The 19961-nt window shown below is 65.2% G+C and carries 17 protein-coding genes; 8 read left to right on the plus strand and 9 right to left on the minus strand.

Annotated elements, in window-relative coordinates:
* The first annotated feature begins 65 nt into the window (after positions 1-65).
* Both BKK81_RS30790 and BKK81_RS30795 read left to right on the plus strand, forming a co-directional pair.
* Positions 66-1022 (plus strand): NADP-dependent oxidoreductase, encoded by a 957-nt coding sequence (locus BKK81_RS30790; RefSeq protein ID WP_231908149.1) that lies wholly within the window; start codon positions 66-68, stop codon positions 1020-1022.
* Positions 1019-2185: an epoxide hydrolase family protein gene (locus BKK81_RS30795; RefSeq protein WP_071071828.1), complete on the plus strand. Its 1167-nt coding sequence runs from the start codon at positions 1019-1021 to the stop codon at positions 2183-2185. Before BKK81_RS30790 ends, BKK81_RS30795 begins: the two co-directional genes overlap by 4 nt.
* A gap of 17 nt (positions 2186-2202) precedes the next feature.
* Here BKK81_RS30795 and BKK81_RS30800 read toward each other — a convergent pair whose 3' ends face one another.
* Positions 2203-3204, minus strand: coding sequence for a PaaX family transcriptional regulator (locus BKK81_RS30800; protein ID WP_071020878.1), 1002 nt, complete (start codon positions 3202-3204; stop codon positions 2203-2205).
* A complete protein-coding gene (locus BKK81_RS30805; RefSeq protein ID WP_071020895.1) occupies positions 3204-3665 on the minus strand; it encodes a hypothetical protein in 462 nt (153 codons plus the stop codon). The genes BKK81_RS30800 and BKK81_RS30805 overlap by 1 nt, the downstream gene beginning before the upstream one ends.
* Positions 3666-3939: 274 nt before the next feature.
* Between BKK81_RS30805 and BKK81_RS30810 the strand changes: the two genes are divergently transcribed.
* The 3 genes from BKK81_RS30810 (at position 3940) to BKK81_RS30820 (ending at position 6751) form a co-directional block, all read left to right on the plus strand.
* On the plus strand, positions 3940-4656 hold the full coding sequence (locus BKK81_RS30810; protein ID WP_197524004.1) for an enoyl-CoA hydratase-related protein: 717 nt from the start codon (positions 3940-3942) through the stop codon (positions 4654-4656).
* A gap of 280 nt (positions 4657-4936) precedes the next feature.
* Positions 4937-5347: an LIC_13387 family protein gene (locus BKK81_RS30815; protein ID WP_197524005.1), complete on the plus strand. Its 411-nt coding sequence runs from the start codon at positions 4937-4939 to the stop codon at positions 5345-5347.
* A 300-nt stretch (positions 5348-5647) separates the two neighbouring features.
* Positions 5648-6751, plus strand: coding sequence for a porin (locus BKK81_RS30820; protein ID WP_071020901.1), 1104 nt, complete (start codon positions 5648-5650; stop codon positions 6749-6751).
* 582 nt (positions 6752-7333) lie between these two features.
* Here the strand turns inward: BKK81_RS30820 and BKK81_RS30825 are convergent.
* The 3 genes from BKK81_RS30825 to BKK81_RS30835 all read right to left on the minus strand — a co-directional run bounded on the left by BKK81_RS30825 (position 7334) and on the right by BKK81_RS30835 (position 12440).
* Complete coding sequence (locus BKK81_RS30825) at positions 7334-8983, minus strand: AMP-binding protein (RefSeq protein ID WP_197524006.1); 1650 nt, start codon at positions 8981-8983, stop codon at positions 7334-7336.
* A 231-nt stretch (positions 8984-9214) separates the two neighbouring features.
* On the minus strand, positions 9215-10393 hold the full coding sequence (locus BKK81_RS30830; RefSeq protein WP_071020904.1) for an acetyl-CoA C-acyltransferase: 1179 nt from the start codon (positions 10391-10393) through the stop codon (positions 9215-9217).
* Positions 10394-10412: 19 nt separating this feature from the next.
* Entirely contained in the window at positions 10413-12440 is a 2028-nt protein-coding gene (locus tag BKK81_RS30835; RefSeq protein WP_071022707.1) for a 3-hydroxyacyl-CoA dehydrogenase NAD-binding domain-containing protein, read from the minus strand.
* A 306-nt stretch (positions 12441-12746) separates the two neighbouring features.
* Between BKK81_RS30835 and BKK81_RS30840 the strand changes: the two genes are divergently transcribed.
* Positions 12747-13295 (plus strand): flavodoxin domain-containing protein, encoded by a 549-nt coding sequence (locus BKK81_RS30840; protein ID WP_071020907.1) that lies wholly within the window; start codon positions 12747-12749, stop codon positions 13293-13295.
* 393 nt (positions 13296-13688) lie between these two features.
* Here BKK81_RS30840 and BKK81_RS30845 read toward each other — a convergent pair whose 3' ends face one another.
* The 3 genes from BKK81_RS30845 to BKK81_RS30855 are packed head-to-tail and all read right to left on the minus strand — an operon-like array spanning position 13689 to position 16106.
* On the minus strand, positions 13689-14057 hold the full coding sequence (locus tag BKK81_RS30845; RefSeq protein ID WP_071020910.1) for a Bug family tripartite tricarboxylate transporter substrate binding protein: 369 nt from the start codon (positions 14055-14057) through the stop codon (positions 13689-13691).
* Positions 14058-14106: 49 nt separating this feature from the next.
* Positions 14107-14949, minus strand: coding sequence for an FAS1-like dehydratase domain-containing protein (locus BKK81_RS30850; protein WP_071020913.1), 843 nt, complete (start codon positions 14947-14949; stop codon positions 14107-14109).
* On the minus strand, positions 14946-16106 hold the full coding sequence (locus BKK81_RS30855; protein WP_071020916.1) for a CaiB/BaiF CoA transferase family protein: 1161 nt from the start codon (positions 16104-16106) through the stop codon (positions 14946-14948). The genes BKK81_RS30850 and BKK81_RS30855 overlap by 4 nt, the downstream gene beginning before the upstream one ends.
* Positions 16107-16288: 182 nt before the next feature.
* On the opposite strand from BKK81_RS30855, the gene BKK81_RS30860 reads away from it, so the two are divergent.
* The gene (locus BKK81_RS30860; protein WP_071020919.1) at positions 16289-17188 is read left to right on the plus strand and encodes a LysR substrate-binding domain-containing protein; all 900 of its coding nucleotides are present in this window, start codon (positions 16289-16291) and stop codon (positions 17186-17188) included.
* Positions 17189-17453: 265 nt separating this feature from the next.
* On the plus strand, positions 17454-17855 hold the full coding sequence (locus BKK81_RS30865; protein ID WP_071020922.1) for a hypothetical protein: 402 nt from the start codon (positions 17454-17456) through the stop codon (positions 17853-17855).
* A 148-nt stretch (positions 17856-18003) separates the two neighbouring features.
* Here BKK81_RS30865 and glmS read toward each other — a convergent pair whose 3' ends face one another.
* The gene (glmS, locus tag BKK81_RS30870) at positions 18004-19833 is read right to left on the minus strand and encodes a glutamine--fructose-6-phosphate transaminase (isomerizing) (protein WP_071020924.1); all 1830 of its coding nucleotides are present in this window, start codon (positions 19831-19833) and stop codon (positions 18004-18006) included.
* Positions 19834-19961 lie beyond the last annotated feature (128 nt).

Below are 19961 nucleotides of genomic sequence, written 5' to 3' on the forward strand. Positions count from 1 at the left end.
TGATGCGAAATAGAGAGTGGCGCCTGGAGCGTCGGCCGGAAGGAGCGGTCTCCTCCACAGACCTCGTGCTTCACGACAGCCAGATCGGCATGCCGGACCGAGGGCAGTTCCTTGTTCGCGTGACCACCGTGTCGATTGATCCTGCCATGCGGGGATGGATGAGCCCGTTGCGCTCCTACATCCCGCCGGTGGCGCTCGGCCAGCCGATGCGGGCAATCTCGGCGGGCGTCGTCATCGCATCCCGCCACGCGGAGTTCCCGGAAGGCACGCGGGTTACCGGCCTGTTCGGCTTGCGCGAGCATGCGCTGTCGGATGGGCTTATGGAAGGTGTCGGCGTGCGCCGCATTCCGGACGATATCCCGGATGAGGTCGCGCTCGGCACTTGCGGCCTGGCGGGAATGACCGCCTACTTCGGTTTGTTCGACGTCGGCCGCCCGGCCCCCGGGGATACGCTGGTGGTGTCGGCAGCGGCGGGCTCGGTGGGCTCGGCCGTCGTGCAGTTGGGGCGACTGGCCGGATGCCACGTGATTGGAGTGGCGAGTTCCCGGCGCCGCGAAGCGGTGCTCGGCGATGGCGCGCACGAGGTGGTTGACTACACCGGCGGCGATGTCGACCAGCGGCTGAAGGCCCTGTGCAGGCAGGGCATCGATATCTACTTCGACAACGTCGGTGGCGCGGTGCTCGACGCGGCGCTGAAGCGGATCAATACCGGCGGGCGCGTCGTGCTGTGCGGCGGCATTTCGCAATACAACGCACGCAAGCCGGTCGGACCCGCCAACTACCTTGCACTGATCGGGCAGCGCGCCACCATGCGCGGCTTCGTCTATTTCGACTATGAGTCTCAGTTTGCCATGGCGGAGCACCGGCTCTGGGACTGGCATCGTTCCGGAGCGCTACGCCAGCGTGTCGACATCGTCGACGGGATCGAGCATGCACTGCAGGCGATCGCGCGCGTGTTCGAGGGCAGCAACACCGGCAAGCAACTGCTGCGGCTGCATGGCGCGACAGGAGGAGAGTCGTGAGAATCATCAGACGGTATGCCTCTGCGCTCACCGTGCCGGCAGCGCGCCTGGAGGCGTTGCGGGCGCGCTTGCGCACCACCAGCTGGCCGGTGGCCAGCCCGGGCGCGGGGTGGTCCTTCGGCGTGGACCAGGAGTGGTTGCGCGCCCTGTCTGCCCGGTGGGAAGCCGGGGACGGCTTCGCCCTGCTGGAGAAGGCGCTGAACGCCGTGCCTTCCGTGTTCTTCGAGGTCGAGACGGAAGGATTCGGCACCTTGCACGTCCATGCCTTCGTTGCCGGCGGAAGCGGTGATGCCCGGCCCATCCTGATGACGCATGGCTGGCCAAGCCTGCCGGTCGAGTACGTCCCGGTCATCGAGCAGTTGCGGGCGCGGGAGCGCCACGGCGGCGGCAGGGGAAGCCCTACGCTGGTGGCCCCCTCGCTGCCCGGGTTCGGCTGGTCGTCTGCGCCGTCCAGGCCGATGCATGCCCGGGACATCGCTCGCCTATGGCGGCTGCTGATCGACGAAGGGCTTGAACTCGGTCCCGTGATTGCGCACGGCGGCGACTGGGGTGCCGTGGTCTCCAGCTGGCTGGCGGTCGATGCACCGGAACGGGTTGCAGGCCTGCACTTGACGATGATGGGGTTGAAGCCGGATATCGACGCGTCAGACCCGCTTGACGACGCCGAGCGCTCCTGGATTCGCCACACCCAGAAACGGCTTGCCGTGGATGGCGGTTACCGCGAACTGCAGGCCAGCCGGCCATCCACGCTGTCGGTGGGGCTGGCCGACTCGCCAGCATTCGTGCTGGCATGGATCGCCGAAAAGCTGCACCAGTGGTCCGGCCCCGCTGCGCAGCAGGATCCCGAGCGTCTCCAGTCGGCAATCCTGACCCTTGCATCGAGCTACTGGCTGACCGGCAGCCTGGGCTCCGCCGCGTGGATCTACTGGGCCGACCGCCACGCGCCGCAAGCGCTGGCTGGCGGCGAGCGCTGCGTGGTCCCTACCGGATACTCCGGCTTCGGCGGCGGCTTCTTCCCGCCTCCGCCCAGCCGCTGGATCGAACGGGCGCACCGGCTGATCTATCGCAACGAGCATCCGGTTGGCGGACACTTTCCGGGGTGGATGGCAAGCGCGGCACTGGCGGATGAACTCCAGCGTTTCACTATTGCGCTGAATACCTGAAGTTGCCACTGTGCCAGCTACGCCGCAGGCGCCTTTGCGGCCCGGCGCCGGCCCGGCAAGGCCGGCGCCGCGGACGGCGCGCCGCCGAAGCGCCGCAATACCTCGTCCGAGACGGGGGCGAGAACGCCTTCGCTGGTCTGCACCGTCTCGGCGAGAAACACCTCGGAGGGCGGCAGGAGCTGGAAATACAGCGCGCGGCACAGCGCATGGGCTTCGGTGCCGGCCCATGAGGAGGGCAGCAGCTGCAGCGGCAGCTTGGGATCCTGCAAGACGATGCGGCGATAGGCCAGCACCAGCAGGGTGCGCACCTGGAAGGCGGCTGCCGGGGGAATCGCCCCGTCCGACAGCGCCGCCTGCACCGGTCCGAACAGCGCGATGAAGTCCCGGTACCCGGCCTCCACCGCGTCCAGGCGCCAGGCCTTGCGGATGGTGGCCTCCATGGGCGCCGGCGCCATCTGGCTTGCCGGCGTCGCGCTCAGTATCTGCACCTTGCCCTCGATCTTCAGCTCGCGCACCAGGTGCTGGCAGGCGCCGGGGTCGTTACCCGGCGCCGCGTAGAGATTGGGCGCGAACGGCCCGAAGCCGAGCCATTGCAGTCGCAGCTTGAGATCGGCCACGACACGCTTGTCAAGGTTGTCGGGTTCGAACAGCACGATCTGCCAGCTGCCGTCCCAGGCGGACCTGGGCTCACCATAGACGCGTTCGAAGTAGTCCCGGGTGTTCTCGAACGTTTCCTTGCTGAGCGAGTAGTAGCTGTACTTGCCACTGCGTACCGCATCGAGCCAGCCGTCGTACACCAGCCTGAGCGCGGCGGTGCGCACGTGGGACGCTTCCAGTCCGAACGCGCTCACCAGCTGCACGATGCTGCTCAGCCAGACCGACCCGCGCCCGGGCGAGAGCATGTCACCGAACACCGTGCTGATGATCGCCTTCGGCGAGAAGGGAACCTGCCCGGCCAGCCCTGCGCTCAACTCTTCCCAGCTGACTTGCCGGGCCTTGGTCGTTGCCGCCTTCGCCATCACGAATCCTCCTTGGATGGGCGGATTATATCGGCCGGCGCACCGGCGCCAGGCGCGTCACCGGCGGTGGCTGCGGCGGCCAGAGCCGACTGCAGCCGGCCGCGCAGCACACCGAAGCGCTCGACCGCGTCCTCGAAGGCGTCGCGCGCGCTGGCGTAGCGTTCGACCACCTCCGGGTGCGGCCCCAGGGCAACGATGTCGGCATGGATGGCGTCGCATTGGTTGAGCAGGCTGTCGAGCTGGAAGCGGTCGCGCATGTACTGCCTGGCGAGTTCGGCGGCGGCGGTGTCGAGGGCCGCATAGGTGGGCACGCGCTGCCCGGGGGGGCAAGGGAAGTCCGCCTGCAGGCGACTCCATTCGGCGTCGAAGGCGAGTGGCGCCGGCGCCTGCGCATCGGTGCGGTAGCCGAAGCGCGCCAGTTGCTGCCGACGTCCGTGTTCGTTCCAGTCTGGGTGGTTCATGCCGTCTCCATGCAATACAAATAGATTGTTTTACGAAGTCGAATTCGTATTATACTGGGGACGCGCACTTTGCGTACTCTCTGCGCCGGCCTGACCGCCATCCGCGGCTCCAGATGCCCGGCAACGCGGAGGCGTGGCACAGCAGACCTGAGCAGGCATTCCCTCCTGAAACGACCCGAAGGGGCATGCGTCCCCGCGGTCAACCATCAAAGGTGAGCTAGCAATCATGGCAGTCGAGACATCTCACATCACAGTTGCGGTATCGGATCGGGTAATGCACATCACCTTGAATCGCCCGGAAAAGAAGAATGCGCTGACAAGGCAGATGTACATCGCCATCGCAGAGCATCTGAAGCACGCGGCAAACAGCGCGGAGATAGCCGCGGTGCTGGTGACCGGCGCCGGCGCCTCGTTCTCTGCCGGCAATGACCTCGCCGACTTTATCGACGCGCCGGAAGACCTGGCCACCTCACCCGCATTTGCCTTCCTGGACGCGATCAGCACATTTCCGAAGCCATTGCTGGCCGCGGCGCAGGGACATGTGATTGGCGTTGGCATGACCTTCCTGCTGCATTGCGACCTTGTGCTGGCGGCGCCGTCGATCCGGGCAAGCGTGCCTTTTGTGCAGCTTGGTCTCTGCCCCGAAGCCGCCTCCAGCTATTTGCTGCCAGCAGCGCTGGGGCACCAGCGAGCGATGGCGAGCTTTCTGCTTGGTGAAAGCATGTCCGCTACGCAGCTGGCCGAAGCCGGTCTGGTTTACAAGGTGGTGGATGACGACGCCTTGCTCGCAACCGCGAAGGCATTGGCCGCCAGGCTGGCATCGCTCCCGCTGCAAGCCGCCATGGCCACGAAGAAGCTCGTTAAAAGCCATGCCGCACCAGCTGTCAAGGCAGCCCTCGCCGCGGAAGCAAAGGAGTTCCAGCGCCTCATGCAAAGCGCGGACGCACAGGACAGATTCCGCGCTTTTCAACAACGCGCCCGCACGGCCTGATGCGCTACACGCTTTCGGTGTCCCGCAGCGGAAGCCCTCCAGTGTCCTGGATCACGAGTTCGTGGACCAAGTCCGCCCTGGATCCGTCCTGAGTCCGCCGATGGTCCGCGCGACGCGTCGTCACGAATGCTCGCAAGGCCCCAGCCCTGCCCGGCTTCGCGCCTCGCCCCGCTCGGTTTCTCGACAGACTCAGTGATTCCACGAATTCAAGAATCAGGACACCGGCGCGGCGTCAGATCCGGCACTGCGGCAATCCAGCCATTCGTTGAAAGGAGACATCTTGGGAGCAATACTGATCTCTGTCAGTGCATCGATCATGCTGGCGCTCGGCGCCGTGCACCTGGCATACACCTTCGCCTCACGTAAACTCCACCCCAAAGAACAGGACGCGGCCGCAAAGATGCAGGCTTCCTCTCCGGTCATCTCCGGCCGGACAACCATGTGGAATGCATGGATCGGATTCAACGCCAGCCATAGCTTCGGCGCGATCCTGTTCGGATTGTTCTACCTGTACCTGGCGCAGGCTGCTCCCGGGCTACTGACAGCATCCCTGTTTCTCCAGCTGGTCGGCGCATCGGCCTTGGCGGCCTATGCCGCCGTCGCCCAGCGCTACTGGTTCCGTACGCCACTGCTCGGCATACTGCTCGCCTTTTCCCTGTATCTCGCTGGCGCGATTGCGCTGGCGTCATAAGCCGACGCAACTCGGCACGCGCGGATCCGCTCTCTCGGGCAGCGCCTGCGGCGGTCCGCCGGCGCTCGTCATGCAATGTGTCCACTGCGCTGCGACCGCCGCGCAGACACGCCGGTTCCCCACCAGGGAATGACCGATCAGCCTCCACAGCAGACCCGCTTCGGAGCGCCCCCGAACGCTCGCGACAACCAGGCGACGGATCCGCACAGGCGCATCGCGAACACTTTCCTGACAACAGAGTGCGCGCCTTGCTCCAAGTCTTTCAACCAGAAATCGATCATACAAATGACGGAGGAGACCATGAGAATCCTTGCACGAATCTGCGCGTCGGCCGCGCTGTGCACCCCTGCCCTCGCCCACGCCCAGAATGTCCTGCTAGGCGGTCAGATCAAATTGGGGCTGGATGCCACGTCGGTAAGCGGAGCGGCAAATCCCGGCGGCACGGCGTCGCGCGTATTCCGGGAAAGCAACCAGACCAGCTTCTTCTTTCTCGACGGAAAGGAAGATCTCGGCAACGGCGCGAGAGCGCTCTACCATCTCGAATGGGACTTCTCCGCCGACACCGGCGCGCAGGGCGCGGGCCGGGCCTTCTATGTCGGCGTGGATAGCGCAACGTTCGGACGTCTGCAGTTAGGCCGGCAGTCGGTGTACTTCAGCCATCACTGGTTCATTACCGACACCCACGGCGCATTCGACGCGGCGCCCAGCGCCGCCAACTCATTGAATGTGATCGGCTCCATCAATGGCGCCAACTTCGCGGGCAACTACCTCAACAACACCGTACGCTACGAAACGCCGGATTTCGGCGGCTTCGCGGTGATGGCATCGTACTCGTTCGATGCCGAGCAGCCCGGCGCGGGCCGCAATCGTACCTGGTACCTCAGCCCCAGCTACACCAAAGGCCCCTTGAATATCGGCTTCTACCATATGCAGCGAAACAGCCAGGGCATCCTGCCCTTGCAAACCGTGGGATCGCTCGACCAGATGGCCGACAAGCTCGCCTTTGGCTACACATACAACGGCTTGCGCCTCGGGGCCGTGGTGGATCGCAATCGCGTCGACGATAAAGTGACCGGCAGCAGGCAGGATCGCATTGCCTTCGCGGTTCCGCTTAGCTACGCGACAGGCCCGCATCTGTTCTCCCTGACATACGGACAGGCGCTGCCGGTGCACCAGAACGGCAGCACCTTGGCCGAAACCGGCGCGCGCATGTTGTCGGTCAGCTATCAATACAGCCTGAGCAAGCGCACCTGGCTGGATGTGACAGCGGTTGAGCTGCGCAACCAGAGCAATGGCCGTTACAACTTCTGGCTGGGCGGGCTCAACGGCTCATCTCCCTTGCCCTTGCAGGACGCCGGCGCACGGGTGCGCATGTACTACGCCGGCATCAAGCACCAATTCTGACGGCAGGGATGGCTGCCCGACTCGCCTGCGCCCGTCCTCGGCGCAGCCTTTCGGGTGGCCATTTCCGTCATCCGGCAAGCGTGCCGGCTCCGGATTCGCTACGCTGCGGCGGACCGGCCACCCACATCATCTGACCGAGGGCGCAGCGTGCTACTTGGGAGAGCCTGTCTTCACGACGTCGCCATCGGCACGCAGGGAATGGCACACAGGGAATGACACGCAGGAAATGGCACGGATCGATGGAAAAAGGGCGCACGTCCGCGGCCTGGAAGCCAGAATGCTCCTCCGCCATGCCCTGGGTGATTGCCGCCGGCAGCGCTGCCGCCGGCCCGGTCAGGCGCGTGCGGCCTTTGGTCCCGCCGGCTCGCCCGGCGAGCCCACGGCAAGAACTGCCCGAGCACGTTTAACCGGCTCAGCAGTTCGCAGACGTCGGCTGCCGGCCCGCAGCTTCCTGCCGGTCGACCGCGTATGCCGCAGCGCGCGGCCGCGCCCGAATGATGGCAAACGTGGAAAGCAGGCGACAACGCGCCGTCGCCGCCTGCGTGGCGTTGCACTTGACGGGCAACGTGCTTACCTGGCTGCTTACCTGGCCTTCTCCCGCTCCTCCTCGCGCAGGGCAAGACGGGAGATCTTTCCTGCGGCGGTCTTCGGCAAGGCCTCCCGCATCTCGAAGAGCTTCGGCATCTCCATCGGCGACAGGCGGCCGGACAGGAAGATACGTAATTCGTCGGCATCCAGCGCCGCCCCGGGACGCAAGCTATAGAACGCCTTTGCGGTTTCGCCGCGATAGGGATCGGGAACGCCGATCACGGCCACCTCGCTCACCGCCGGATGCTCGCAGACCGCGGCTTCGATCGCGGTAGGAAACAGCTTGTAGCCGCTAGCGATAATGACGTCTTTCAACCGGTCGACAATCTCGATGAATCCATTGGCATCCATCTTGCCGATGTCGCCCGTGCGCAGGAATCCGTCCGCGGTCATCACTGCCTGCGTCTCCTCCGGACGATTCCAGTAGCCCTTCATGACCTGCGGCCCTGCGGCGCAGATCTCACCCGCCTCCCCCGCTGGCAGCACTCGCGCAGGATCGGCAGGATCGCGGATCTGGATCTGCGTGCCCGGAATCGGAATCCCGATGGAGTTCACCGGGCCATCTGCGCAGTCAGGCATCATCGTCAGGCCTGGACTGCATTCGCTCAGGCCGTAACCTTGGCGGATACGCACACCGAAGCGCTCCAGGAAGCGCACGCCTGTTTCGGGCGGAAGCGGACCACCGCCCGCCATCACCTGGGTCATCCCGCGCCAGTTGACCTTGTCCGCGTCGGGGTGATCCAGGAAAGCCGTATAGATAGTCGGGACGGCCGCGAGATTGGTCACACCGCGCTCGATGCATAGCGTGATGGCCGCGCCGATATCGAACTTCGGCATCAGCACCAGCTCGGCGGCAACCGCGAGGCCGAGATGCATCAGCAAGGTCGTGCCGGTGATATGAAAAAGCGGCAGCGGGACAAGGAAGACCTCCTTGCCCTCTCTCAGCCCGCTCATCATCAGCCTGGCCTGCTGGGTATTGATCCAGAAGTTGTTGTGCGTCAGCATCGCGAACTTCGGCGTTCCGGTGGTGCCTCCGGTTGCCTGCAAGGCGGCAAGGTCTTCCAGCGGATCGATCGCAACGGCTTGCGGATGGCCTGCGTTCGCCAGGATCGAAGCCAGCGAGACCATGCGCGGCGCCAAGGCGGGCGCTGGCGAGTCGGCACCGGACCGCAGATCCGAAGCATCCATGCGGACAACGATCACCGATTCGACCACGCCCTGCTCCAGACACGCCGAGGCCGTCTCTAGCAAGCCGGGAAGATCCGCCACGACCAGGACGCGCGCGCCGCTATTGTGCAGCTGCGTAGCGATCATGCGCGTGGGATAAAGCGGATTGATCGCTACCGCTACCGCCCCTATCTGAAGCGCGGCGTAGTATCCGATCACAAAACCTGGATGATTAGGCAGCAGCAGGGCGATCCGGTCGGCCTTGCGCAGGCCATGCGCTTGCAGCCCTGCCGCCGCGCGCTGCACGAGATCCAGCGTTTGCGCATAGCTTAGGGTGAGACCGCCGAAGCTCAGGCAGTTCCGCTCCGGATACCGGCTCGCCGAACGGGTGAACAATGTCACCGGCGATCCTGCTTCCTCCCGATAGGACGCCAAGGCGCCGGCTGGATAGTACCTGTTCCAGGCATTCTGTTCCATTTGCGATGTCTCCATTTTTTACTCTTCCATTCCCGCTCTCATGAAGCCATGGGACCACGCGCAAACTCATGCCTCCGCTTCCGGCCGGTGCGAGTCGGCAATCCGCCGATCCGTCGTTGCCGCGGCCCATGGCTTTTCTTTCGCATTGCAGCGGCCTTTCCGTCCCATCAGCCTGCGGAGGCGCTCCACGTCTCCTGTGCTGAGCCCGGCCCGGTGCCTTGCCTTGCGCGGTCAGCAGACTTCGAAAAGACCCGCGGCACCCATGCCCATGCCGACGCACATGGTGACGACGACATACTTCACGCCACGCCGTTTGCCTTCAATCAGCGCATGCCCGACCTGGCGCGCGCCCGTGGCGCCATAGGGATGGCCGATGGCGATCGAGCCACCATTGACGTTCAGGCGCTCCTCCGGAATGCCAAGTCGATCCTGGCAATACAGCACCTGAACCGCAAACGCTTCGTTCAACTCCCACAGGCCGATGTCGTCCATCTTGAGGCCCGCACGCTGGAGCAGGCGCGGCACGGCGAACACTGGCCCGATCCCCATTTCGTCAGGTTCGCACCCCGCGACTGCGAAGCCGCGGTAGATACCTAGCGGTTCAAGGCCCTTTCTCTGCGCCAGCACCCCGTCCATCATCACGCACGCTGAGGCGCCATCGGAAAACTGGCTGGCGTTCCCCGCCGCCACGACGCCCCCCTCGAAGGCCGGCTTGATACCGGAAACGCTGGCATAGGTGGTATCCGGACGGATGCCCTCGTCGGCCGAGATCGTGACCGACTCTTGCGCCGTTTCTCCAGTGTCCTTGTCGGTCAGCTGCTTGACGGTTGTCATGGGGACAATCTCGTCGGCGAACTTTCCAGCCCGCTGCGCGGCGGCGGCGCGGAGCTGGCTGCTGACACCATACTCATCCTGGCGCTGGCGCGAGATGCCGTATCGCTTCGCCACGATCTCCGCGGTCTGCAGCATGGAGAGATAGGCCGACGGCCTGTGCTCCGCGATCCACGCTTCGTGCAGCATGTGCGTATTCAACTGGTTCTGCACGCAAGAGATCGATTCGACGCCCCCCGCCACGATCACCGGTACGCCATCGGTCACGATGCCCTGCGCGGCCATCGCAATGGCCTGCAAGCCGGAGGAGCAGAAGCGGTTGACCGTGACGCCGCTGGCCGTGACCGGCAAGCCCGCGCGCAGCGCGCTTTGCCGTGCGATATTGAGGCCGTTTGCAGCCTCCGGATTGCCGCATCCGAGAACCAGGTCTTCCACTTCCTCCGGGTCGAGACCGGCGCGCTCCACTGCGTGCCTGACCACGTGCCCGCCCATGGTCGCGCCGTGCGTCATATTGAAAGCGCCGCGCCATGCCTTTCCCCAACCCGTGCGTGCGGTCGAAACGATCACTGCATCCTTCATGTTCACTGTCTCCCTTCGTTTAGTTAAAAGTGCCGTTGCTTTCGGCCAATTCGAGCAGCAAGCGGTGCGGCTGCCAGAACGCCGGGTCCGAGCCGGCCTGTTCCTGGAATCGCGCCATCGATGCGATGACTTCGCGCAGGCCCAGCGTGTCCGCGTAGTACATGGGGCCACCGCGGAATGCCGGGAATCCGTATCCGAGCAGATAGACGGCATCGATGTCCGAAGCCCGCTGCGCGATGCGTTCGTCCAGGATCGCCGCGCCTTCATTGACGAGCGCAAGCATGCAACGCGAGACGATCTCCTCGTCGGAGATCTGCCTGCGGGCCCGGCCGATCTCCGCGGAGTAACCCTCCACCAGTGCGCGGACAGCGTCGTCCGGCTTGCCTTCCCGGGCGCCCGGCTCGTAGCGGTAATAGCCAGCCCCGGTCTTCTGGCCGAAACGCCCCAGCTCGCACAGGCGATCCGGCAAGCGGGAATACACCACGCCGGGCACCTCGACGTAGCGGCGCTTGCGTACACTCCACAACACGTCCAAGCCGGTCAGGTCACCTGCGCGGAACGGTCCCATTGCCATCCCCCAGGCTTCGAGCGCGCGGTCAATCTGCTCGGGCAGCGCCCCTTCCTCCAGCAGGAAATAGGCTTGGCGCAGATACGGGTCGATCATCCGGTTGCCAATGAAGCCGTCGCAGACGCCGGACACGACCCCTGTCTTCTTCAGACGCTTGGCGAGCTTCATCACTGACGCCAGGACCTCCGCCGAGGTCTCCCTTGCCTTGACTACCTCCAACAGGGGCATCACGTTCGCTGGCACGAAGAAGTGCATGCCCACCACGTCGGCCGGCCGCGACGTTACCGCGGCGAGCTTGTCGAGGTTCAGCGTCGAAGTATTGCTGGCAAGAATGGCACCAGGCTTGCAAAACGTATCCAGCTGCCGGAAGACACCGGCTTTTGCATCCATGTCTTCGTAGACAGCTTCCACCACCACGTCGGCATCGCGCAGTTCTTCATAGGACAGCGTGGGCCGGATCAGCGCCAGGCGCTGGTCGCAATCGGCCCGCGAGAGCTTGCCGCGCCGTACCGACCCTTCATAGTTCGCACGGATCACCGCCAATCCGCGCTCCAGCGCGTCTTCCTTCATCTCCAGCAGACGGACCGGAATGCCGGCGTTGGCAAACGTCATGGCAATACCCGCGCCCATGGTGCCGGCGCCCACGACGGCTGCCGCGCGAAGCGGGCGGATCCCGGTCTGCGCCGGCAGGCCGGCAATCTTCGCGGCCGTCCGCTGGGCGATGAACGCATGCCTGAGTGCGCCGGAAACCGGGCTGTCGAACAGCTTCATGAACGCTTCGCGTTCGAATGCCAGGCCCGCCTCCACAGGCATGGCCTCCGCCGCCCGCAGGCAGGCGATACACGCATTCACGGCTGCGGGCCACTGTCCTTTGCTGCCGGCCCGCTGCTCCAACTCCTGATAGAACAGCGGCGACGCCGGCGCCGGCATGGCGCGGTCGCGCAACAAAGACGCTTTCATGCCATCGCGCACGATCCGCTGCGCCAGGCCCAGGCAAGCCTCCAGCAGATCCTGCTCGACCACCAGGTCGAACAGGCCGGCCAGGCTCGGCGCATCGGCCCTGACGGGATCCCCGTTGCAGATCATCCGCGCGGCCGCCTCAAGGCCGATCGCACGCGGAAGGCGTTGCGTGCCGCCGGCGCCGGGAATCAGACCGAGCTTGATCTCCGGCAGCGCGATACGGCTCCCCGCCATCGCCACGCGGCAGTGCGCGGCCATGGCCAGTTCCAGCCCACCGCCCATGGCCAGCCCTTCGATACCCGCTATCACAGGCTTGGTGCTGGACTCGACAGCTGCCATCACGGCATGGATCGACGGCTCCACGAAGGCCTGCTGCGTATCGAACTCGCCGATGTCCGCGCCGGCACTGAACACGCCTCCCGCGCCAACCAGAACGATTGCCGACACCTCCGGCATGCCGGCGATACGCCCGATCGTTTCGATCAGCCGGCGCCTCAACGCAAGGTTGAGACTGTTCATCGGCGGATTGTCCAACTCGACGATAGCCACCCCATCCAGGATTTCTTTCAACACAGGCACGCGCTCCTTTCTCAATGCGTTAGCAGATAGATCACACACGGCACTCCCGTACCATTCGTCGCATATGCCGAGATCGACCGACGCATGGCAGGACGGCCGACAACGCGAGCCCCGGCACAGCATGGCTTCGTGATTCCATCTGCCTCCCCCAATCGATCGACCCGATAATGCAATACATATTTAAGTTCCACGTTATCCGTTTTTGTATTACATTGCAAGAACTCAGTGAACTACGGAACCTCACCCATGGCAGGCGTTCTCATCCTTGCAGGCTCTCAATCCGGCAACGCTTCCCTCGTTGCCGACCTCGCCGCGGAGCGGCTACAGGAGCTCGGCCTGGCCAGCCGCTTCGTCGATCCCCAGCGGGACACCCCCCTTATCCTTGCCCAGGCCTCGGCCCTGCTCGTCTGTTGCGCCACCCACGGCGCGGGCGATGTACCGGATCCCATTCGCAGCTTCTACGCACAGTTGCTGGACGCCACCATTGAGCTGGGCCACATGCGTTACGGCGTGATTGCGCTGGGCGACCGGACCTATGCTGAGACGTTCTGCGGGGGAGGCCGCAGGATCGACGAAGCGCTGGCGGCGAAGAGGGCCGTGCGAATCGGAAGCCGCCTGGAGATCGATGCATCCAGAACGTCCTTCCCTGACGAGCCAGCCCTGGCCTGGCTTGAAGAGTGGGTACCGGCATTGCTGACTGCGGCGCAAGGCACGGCGCAAGGCACAGCGACAGGCGCGCTAAGCCAGAGCGATCCGCCTGGGAGCACTGGCAGTCCTGTGGCGATCCAGGCCTGAACGGCGAGCACCGCCCACCGGCGCAAGGCTGGCCCCGTTCGTCGATGAACGGGGCCGGCACACATTGGAGAGCGCGCCAACGCAACGCACCCTCGGCGCCATGGGCCACGAGGCCAGGCAGAAGATCTCAAAAGAAGACGCCGTTGCGCTCGGCTACCTCAAGCGGCAACCGGCGGGCAGTCGGCGGCCTTCGGTAGTTTCTGGAGGGGTCCCGCGTTCATTGAACAGGCGAAGACGACGAAGGGCGTCAAAGGCGGCGAGGCGCCACGGCAGTTCTTCTTTGAGCGGAACCAGTGGATCTTCGGCTATGGCCTCATTGACTTCTTCGTGACGGGATTCGACACCGGGAAACTCGGGGGCCGCTGAGCCGGCAGGCAACGGAAACCGGAAGCCCTACTCCAGGCTGACCTTGGCGGCAGCGATCACCTTGTTCCAGTTGCGCAGATCCGCCGCCAGCGTTGCCCCAAGCTCGCCGGAGGTGGAACTCCTCGGTTCCGCACCCTGGGCGCGCAGCCGGTCTGCCACCGATGGGTCGTTGACGACGTCCTTCACGGCCTTTTCCAACCGGGCTCGCACTTCGGCGGGGACGCCCCTCGGACCGAACACACCGAACCACGAGTCGACCACCATCCCGGGATAACCCGCCTCCTTGGCCGTTGGAAGCTGCGGGAAGACCGGCGAACGCTCGGAGCCGGTCACCGCGATGGCGCGCAACTTCCCGGCCTTGATGAACGGCAATGCGGTGGGAATGGTGGAGAACATGAGCTGGACCTGATTGCATGTCTCCTGGTTCTGAATATTCCGCGGATGCTTAGAAGCTGGCCTCGGCTTTCATTGCCGGTTGACCGTCGGCCAGCGCCGTCCAGAGCAGCAGGCCCTCGTCGCCAGGTCGGGCGTTGATGGAGAGTTGCTCCCCCAGGAAACTGGGCTGCAGCCCGCGGTATTCGAACCGCTTCAGCGCTTTGCCCGCCACCTCCTCCGCGTAGTTCGCGAGAAGCGTGGCGTGAAGCGGCCCATGGATAACCAGGTCCGGATAGCCTTCGACTTGCCGGCAGTAGTCGGCGTCGTAATGGATACGGTGACCGTTGAAGGTCAATGCGGAATAGCGAAACAGTGTCGTGGAGTCGGGCTTGAACCGGCGGCTGTGCGTCGCGATTCCCGGCGCAATCAGCTTCTCCTTCTTCGCGCCGGGCGGGGTCGCCTCTTTATAGACAATGTCGTGTATCTCACGAATGGCCAGCTTGCCGCCCGCGCTCAGTTCGTGCAGAACGCTGACGAAGACCAGGTCACCGCTGCGACCTTGCTTGTGCTGGATCGAGACGACCTGCGACGTCTTCTCGACAACGCTGTCGATGCGCAAAGGCTCATGGAATTCGAGACGCCCTCCCGCCCACATCCGGTTGGACAGGGGCACCGGTGGCAAGAATCCACCGCGGGCCGGATGACCGTCACGGCCGAGCGATTGTGGCGGCTGGCCTTCCAGGAAGAAAATCCAGTGCCACAACGGGGGAAGTGGTGCGCCACCGACAAGCCCCTCGCCGGAAATGCCGACCGTGGCGGCCATCAACCTCGCGTGGCGAGCGGACAGCAGGTCCTGGTCCTTCTGCACTTTGCCAATCCACTGTTCCAGGTGGGCCAGATCAAGCTGGGTCATGCTGTCTCCTCTGTGGCAGCGGCAAACTCGGCCGCAATGCGAGCGGTATCGCTACCGAGTGCGGGGGCGCCGCGGAAGAATCCTTCGTCCCACGGCGTGCGTACGGCAGGAGCAATCATCTCCAGCATCCTGCCGTTCACAGGCATCGGCCAGGTGCGAAGCGCCGGATGCGCCCCGAACTCAGCCACGCTCCGTACCTGTCCGAAAGCCGTCTGGGCCTCGGCCAGCCGTTGCAGCGCTTGCTCGGTGCTGAGCGCACCGAAAACCTGGCCAATCCTGCTTTCCAACGCGTCCCGGTTCCTGACACGCGCGTTGTTACTGGAAAACTCTGCGCGGCTTGCGAGTTCGGGCTGTCGCAGGAAGACCCGGCAGAAAGCCGTCCACTCGCGCTCGTTCTGGATACTGATGACAATCTCACCGCCGTCCGCCGTGGCGAAGGCCCCGTAGGGCGCAATCGAGGGATGGCGCAGGCCTTGCCGCGTCGGAGCCCCCGCGCCAACTGTCTCGTGCAGGTAGGGAATCGTCATCCAGTCGGCGGCGCCGTCGAAGAGCGAGACCTCGATACCCAGTCCCTGGCCCGTGCGGTCACGCTGCGCGAGAGCGCTCAATACTCCGATCGTGGCGTTCATGCCGGCGCCGATATCGCAGATGGATACGCCGATGCGGCCGTAGGCTTCGGGGGCGCCACTGATGGCCGCCAGCCCGCTCTCGCACTGCACCAGCATGTCATAGGCCTTGAGATGGCTGACCTCGGCCCCGTCACCGTAGCCGCTGATGTCGCAGGTGATCAGGCGCGGATTGCGCTCGCGAAGCGAAGCACTAGAGAATCCGGCACGTTTCAATGCCCCGGGCGCCAGATTCTGGATGAAGATGTCGGCCGCGCCGATGATGCGATGGAGCAGCGCCGCATCGTCTGGCTGCTTGAAATCGATGACGATGGATTCCTTGCCACGGTTGGTCCAGACGAAATAGGAAGACTCCCCGTTCGCTGCGCTGTCGTAGCCTCGCGCAAAGTCGCCCTCCGCCCTTTCCACCTTGATGACGCGGGCCCCCATCTCCGCGAGCCTGTTCGTGCAGAGCGGCGCGGCCAGCGCTTGCTCGATTGCCACCACCAGGATGCCCTCCAGCGGCTTTTTCGTCTCTTCAACCGTTTCCATAGCCCTTCGTTGCTTGCCTTCGATGCCGGGCAGTATGGCCAAGGGGCGCCCCCTGGAGAATTGAGATGTCCCGAACTTACCGTTTGCCTGCTACAAACGAAGATCGGGGAGCGACGGCACTTCTGGCCGGAATCCGGCCCTGATGCGGGCTAGAATTAGCAAGACTTTGTCAACCTGCAACGATGTTTCACTACGACCTCACCGACCTTCGGGTCTTTCTCGCGGTGGCCGAGGAAGGTAACCTGACCCGCGGCGCCGCCAGGGTCCATCTCGCCCCGTCGTCCGTCAGCCTGCGCATCAAGGCGCTCGAGGACACCATTGGCGCCCCGCTCTTGACGCGCCAGGCGCGTGGCGTGGGAATCACCCCCGCAGGGCAGGTCTTGCTTGAACACTGCAGGCGCTGTCTCGCACACCTTGAGCAGATGCACGCGGACCTGCTGCCCTTTGGCAACGGCCTGCCGAGCCACGTCACGCTCTTTGCGAACAACAATGCGATCAGCTCTTTCCTGCCCGATGACCTGTCCAGGTTCTTCCAGGCACATCCGAACGCGCGGGTGACGCTCGAGGAAAGAATGAGCCATGACATCATCGGAGCCGTCGCCGCCGGACGCGCGGATATCGGCATCGTCGCGGTGGACGCACCGCGGCACACGGCCCTCGAGTTCATCCCCTACCGCGATGACGAACTCATCATCCTCGCCCCGCTGGGCACCGAGCTATCCAGGCAGAAAAGTGCCCATTTTTCCGCCTGCCTCAAACAGCCCTTCATCAGCCTCCGGCACGGCGCGGCCTTGCATACCTTCCTGATGAACCATGCAACGGCCCTGGGCGGCCGCCTGGATGTCATGGTCCAGGTCTCGGGCTATCGCGCGATCGCCAGGCTGGTGGCTTCCGGCGCAGGCATCGGCATCGTGCCGCGCTCGGCACTGCAGCCTGACGACCTCAGCGAGCTGGCGGCCGTCACCATCGACGAACCCTGGTCGATGCGCCATCTGCATATCTGCATCCAGCGCGATCCCGTCGTGCCGAACATCATCCGCGACCATCTCGTGGCATTGCTCGCCGATGCCGGCAAGGTGTAGCGGGGCCGGTACCGGTACCGGTCTCGGCCATGACCGTCCGCTCGTTCTTCGCCGTTCTTCGCCGTTGTTCACTGTTACGGAACTCGCCGAAACCAGCGACTGCGCCCACTCCCCGATGGACCTCGATCCGGTGGCAATGTGGCGGCGGATCGAGACCTTTGTCACCGCGCCGAGCGTGGCCAGCGCTCCGGGTGGCCGGCTCACGGCCGCCTCTGTAAGATGCGGTACATCCGGCCGCGAGCCCGCGCCAAGACTTCGAAACACCATGGAAGACAACGCCTACCTCTCGTTTGACGCATTGCAGGCCCTTGCCCGTCAGACGGATGCCGTCACCACCGACTGCGCCTGCAGCGCGCCCACCTTGGATGCCTGGACGAGCCTGCCGGTTTCCTTCCCCGAGCAGCAGCTCAGCGAACTCGGCACCCTTGTTCGCGACCTCTACACCGAGGCGACATTCGAGGAATACCACCCGCAGGACACCGGCCTCTGGTCCGTCGAGGCACCGATTGCACCGCGCTACTATCCCTGCAATCGATGCACCGTGTGGCAGTGCCGCACTTGCGGGCGGGTGTACTTGCGCTACGTGGAAGGCGGAGGATACTTCGTCGACCCGCGCATCCGCAGGCTGAGGAACCGGGTTCTCGTCGATGCGCCGCTTTCGGAGTAGTCGCCCTACGGCATCTTCCTATCGAGTTCCCACGGCGAGGCGAGCGCATACAGGGCAGTAGGTCGGCAACGTCAGTCTCTGCCCCACCCTTGCCGAAGCGACGCCCGTCATGTGAAGCACCTGCCGGCGGCACGCCCAGGGATCACCCCTACTCCACCGTCACCGACTTCGCTAGGTTGCGCGGCTTGTCGATGTCCGTGCCGCGCGCCAGCGCCGCGTGGTAGGCCAGCAACTGCATCGGCAGCGTGTGCAGGATGGGCGAGAGCGGCCCGTAGTATTCGGTCATGCGCAGCACCTCCACGCCCGCGCTGGGGGCGATGCCGCAGTCGCTGTCGGCGAAGACGAAGAGCTGGCCGCCGCGCGCGCTGACTTCGTGCATATTGCTCTTGAGCTTTTCCAGCAGGCGGTCGTTGGGGGCGACGGCCACCACCGGCATGGCGTCGCTGACCAGCGCCAGCGGTCCGTGCTTGAGTTCGCCGGCGGCATAGGCTTCGGCGTGGATGTAGGAGATCTCCTTCATCTTCAGCGCGCCTTCCATCGCCACCGGGTAGTGCATGCCGCGTCCGAGGAAGAGGATGTTCTCGCGGCGTGTCAGCCGCTCCGACCAGTCGATGATCTGCGGTTCCAGCGCCAGCACCTGGCGCATGGCGTCGGGCAGGTGGCGCAGCGCGCGCAGGTGTTCCTGCTCGCTGGCTTCGTCGAGGCGGCCGCGCTGCTGGGCCAGCGCCAGGGCCAGCAGGAAGAGCGCGACCAGTTGCGTGGTGAAGGCCTTGGTCGAGGCCACGCCGATCTCCACGCCGGCGCGCGTGATGAACTGCAGCGCGCATTCGCGCACCAGGGCGCTGGTGGGCACGTTGCAGATGGCCAGGGTGTGGGCCATGCCTTGCCGCCTGGCCTCGGCCACCGCGCCCAGCACGTCGGCCGTCTCGCCGCTCTGCGACACCGCCACCACCAGCGTGCGCGGGTCGGCCACGCCTTCGCGGTAGCGGAATTCGCTGGCGATCTCGACGGCGGCAGGCACGCCCGCCAGGCTTTCGATCCAGTGCTTGGCCGTCAGCGCGGCGTGGTAGCTGCCGCCGCAGGCCAGCAGCAGCACGCGGTCGCAGGCGTCGAAGACGCGCCAGGCGGTGTCGCCGAACAGTTCGGGCATCACCGCGGTGACGTCCTGCAGGGTGTCGGCGACCGCGCGCGGCTGCTCGAAGATCTCCTTCTGCATGTAGTAGCGGTAGGGGCCCAGTTCAGCGCTGGCGCCGTGCGCGGCTACCTGCTGCACCGGCCGCTCGACGCGCTGCCCGGCGGCGTCGACGATCCAGTGCCGGTGCAGCTGCACGTCGACCACGTCGCCGTTCTCCAGGTAGGCGATGCGGTCGGTCACGCCGGCCAGGGCGATGGCGTCGGAGGCGAGGAAGTTCTCGCCGGCGCCGACGCCGACCACCAGCGGCATGCCGTCGCGCGCGCCGACCAGCCGGTGGGGCTCGTCGCGGCACAGCACGGCGATGGCGAAGCTGCCGCGCAGGCGTGCCACCGCGGCGCGCACGGCCTCGAACAGGTCGCCCTCGTAGAGGTGGTCGATCAGGTGGGCGATGGCCTCGCTGTCGGTCTGGCTGGCGAACACATAGCCGCTGCGCTCCAGGCCGGCGCGCAGTTCCTCATAGTTCTCGATGATGCCGTTGTGCGACAGGGCGATGCGCGCGCCCGTCTCGCGCGGCGAGAAGTGGGGATGGGCGTTGTCGGTGACGGGCTTGCCGTGGGTGGCCCAGCGCGTGTGCGCGATGCCGGTGGCGCCCGCCAGGGCGCGCGCGGCGACGTCCTGCTGCAGCCCCGCCACGCGCCCCACGCTGCGGGCCCGCGCCAGGCTCCGGTCCTGGTGCACGGCCACGCCGCAGGAGTCATAGCCACGGTACTCCAGCCGCTTCAGGCCATTGACCAGGTCCGGGACGATGTCCCGCTGCGCGACCGCACCGACGATTCCACACATGGTTCTTTCCTCTCGATGGCCCCGGGCTTGGGGCGTTGCGAGGATCTTATGTGCGACCAGATGATATTTTCTTTCATTATTCTTTTATTCATGAAATCATTGGTACCATCCGAATGGCAGTGAAATTT

This window comes from Cupriavidus sp. USMAHM13 (assembly GCF_001854285.1).
Taxonomy (GTDB): domain Bacteria; phylum Pseudomonadota; class Gammaproteobacteria; order Burkholderiales; family Burkholderiaceae; genus Cupriavidus; species Cupriavidus malaysiensis.

What these genes read in the sequence shown, in the direction of transcription:
- BKK81_RS30855 (WP_071020916.1), bottom strand. Translation starts at nt 16,106, where the DNA reads ATGGAAACGGTTGAAGAGACGAAAAAGCCGCTGGAGGGCATCCTGGTG.
- BKK81_RS30840 (WP_071020907.1), top strand. Translation starts at nt 12,747, where the DNA reads ATGGCAGGCGTTCTCATCCTTGCAGGCTCTCAATCCGGCAACGCTTCC.
- BKK81_RS30835 (WP_071022707.1), bottom strand. Translation starts at nt 12,440, where the DNA reads ATGAACAGTCTCAACCTTGCGTTGAGGCGCCGGCTGATCGAAACGATC.
- BKK81_RS30830 (WP_071020904.1), bottom strand. Translation starts at nt 10,393, where the DNA reads ATGAAGGATGCAGTGATCGTTTCGACCGCACGCACGGGTTGGGGAAAG.
- BKK81_RS30820 (WP_071020901.1), top strand. Translation starts at nt 5,648, where the DNA reads ATGAGAATCCTTGCACGAATCTGCGCGTCGGCCGCGCTGTGCACCCCT.
- BKK81_RS30825 (WP_197524006.1), bottom strand. Translation starts at nt 8,983, where the DNA reads ATGGAACAGAATGCCTGGAACAGGTACTATCCAGCCGGCGCCTTGGCG.
- BKK81_RS30850 (WP_071020913.1), bottom strand. Translation starts at nt 14,949, where the DNA reads ATGACCCAGCTTGATCTGGCCCACCTGGAACAGTGGATTGGCAAAGTG.
- BKK81_RS30810 (WP_197524004.1), top strand. Translation starts at nt 3,940, where the DNA reads ATGCACATCACCTTGAATCGCCCGGAAAAGAAGAATGCGCTGACAAGG.
- BKK81_RS30865 (WP_071020922.1), top strand. Translation starts at nt 17,454, where the DNA reads ATGGAAGACAACGCCTACCTCTCGTTTGACGCATTGCAGGCCCTTGCC.
- glmS (WP_071020924.1), bottom strand. Translation starts at nt 19,833, where the DNA reads ATGTGTGGAATCGTCGGTGCGGTCGCGCAGCGGGACATCGTCCCGGAC.
- BKK81_RS30845 (WP_071020910.1), bottom strand. Translation starts at nt 14,057, where the DNA reads ATGTTCTCCACCATTCCCACCGCATTGCCGTTCATCAAGGCCGGGAAG.
- BKK81_RS30805 (WP_071020895.1), bottom strand. Translation starts at nt 3,665, where the DNA reads ATGAACCACCCAGACTGGAACGAACACGGACGTCGGCAGCAACTGGCG.
- BKK81_RS30860 (WP_071020919.1), top strand. Translation starts at nt 16,289, where the DNA reads ATGTTTCACTACGACCTCACCGACCTTCGGGTCTTTCTCGCGGTGGCC.
- BKK81_RS30800 (WP_071020878.1), bottom strand. Translation starts at nt 3,204, where the DNA reads ATGGCGAAGGCGGCAACGACCAAGGCCCGGCAAGTCAGCTGGGAAGAG.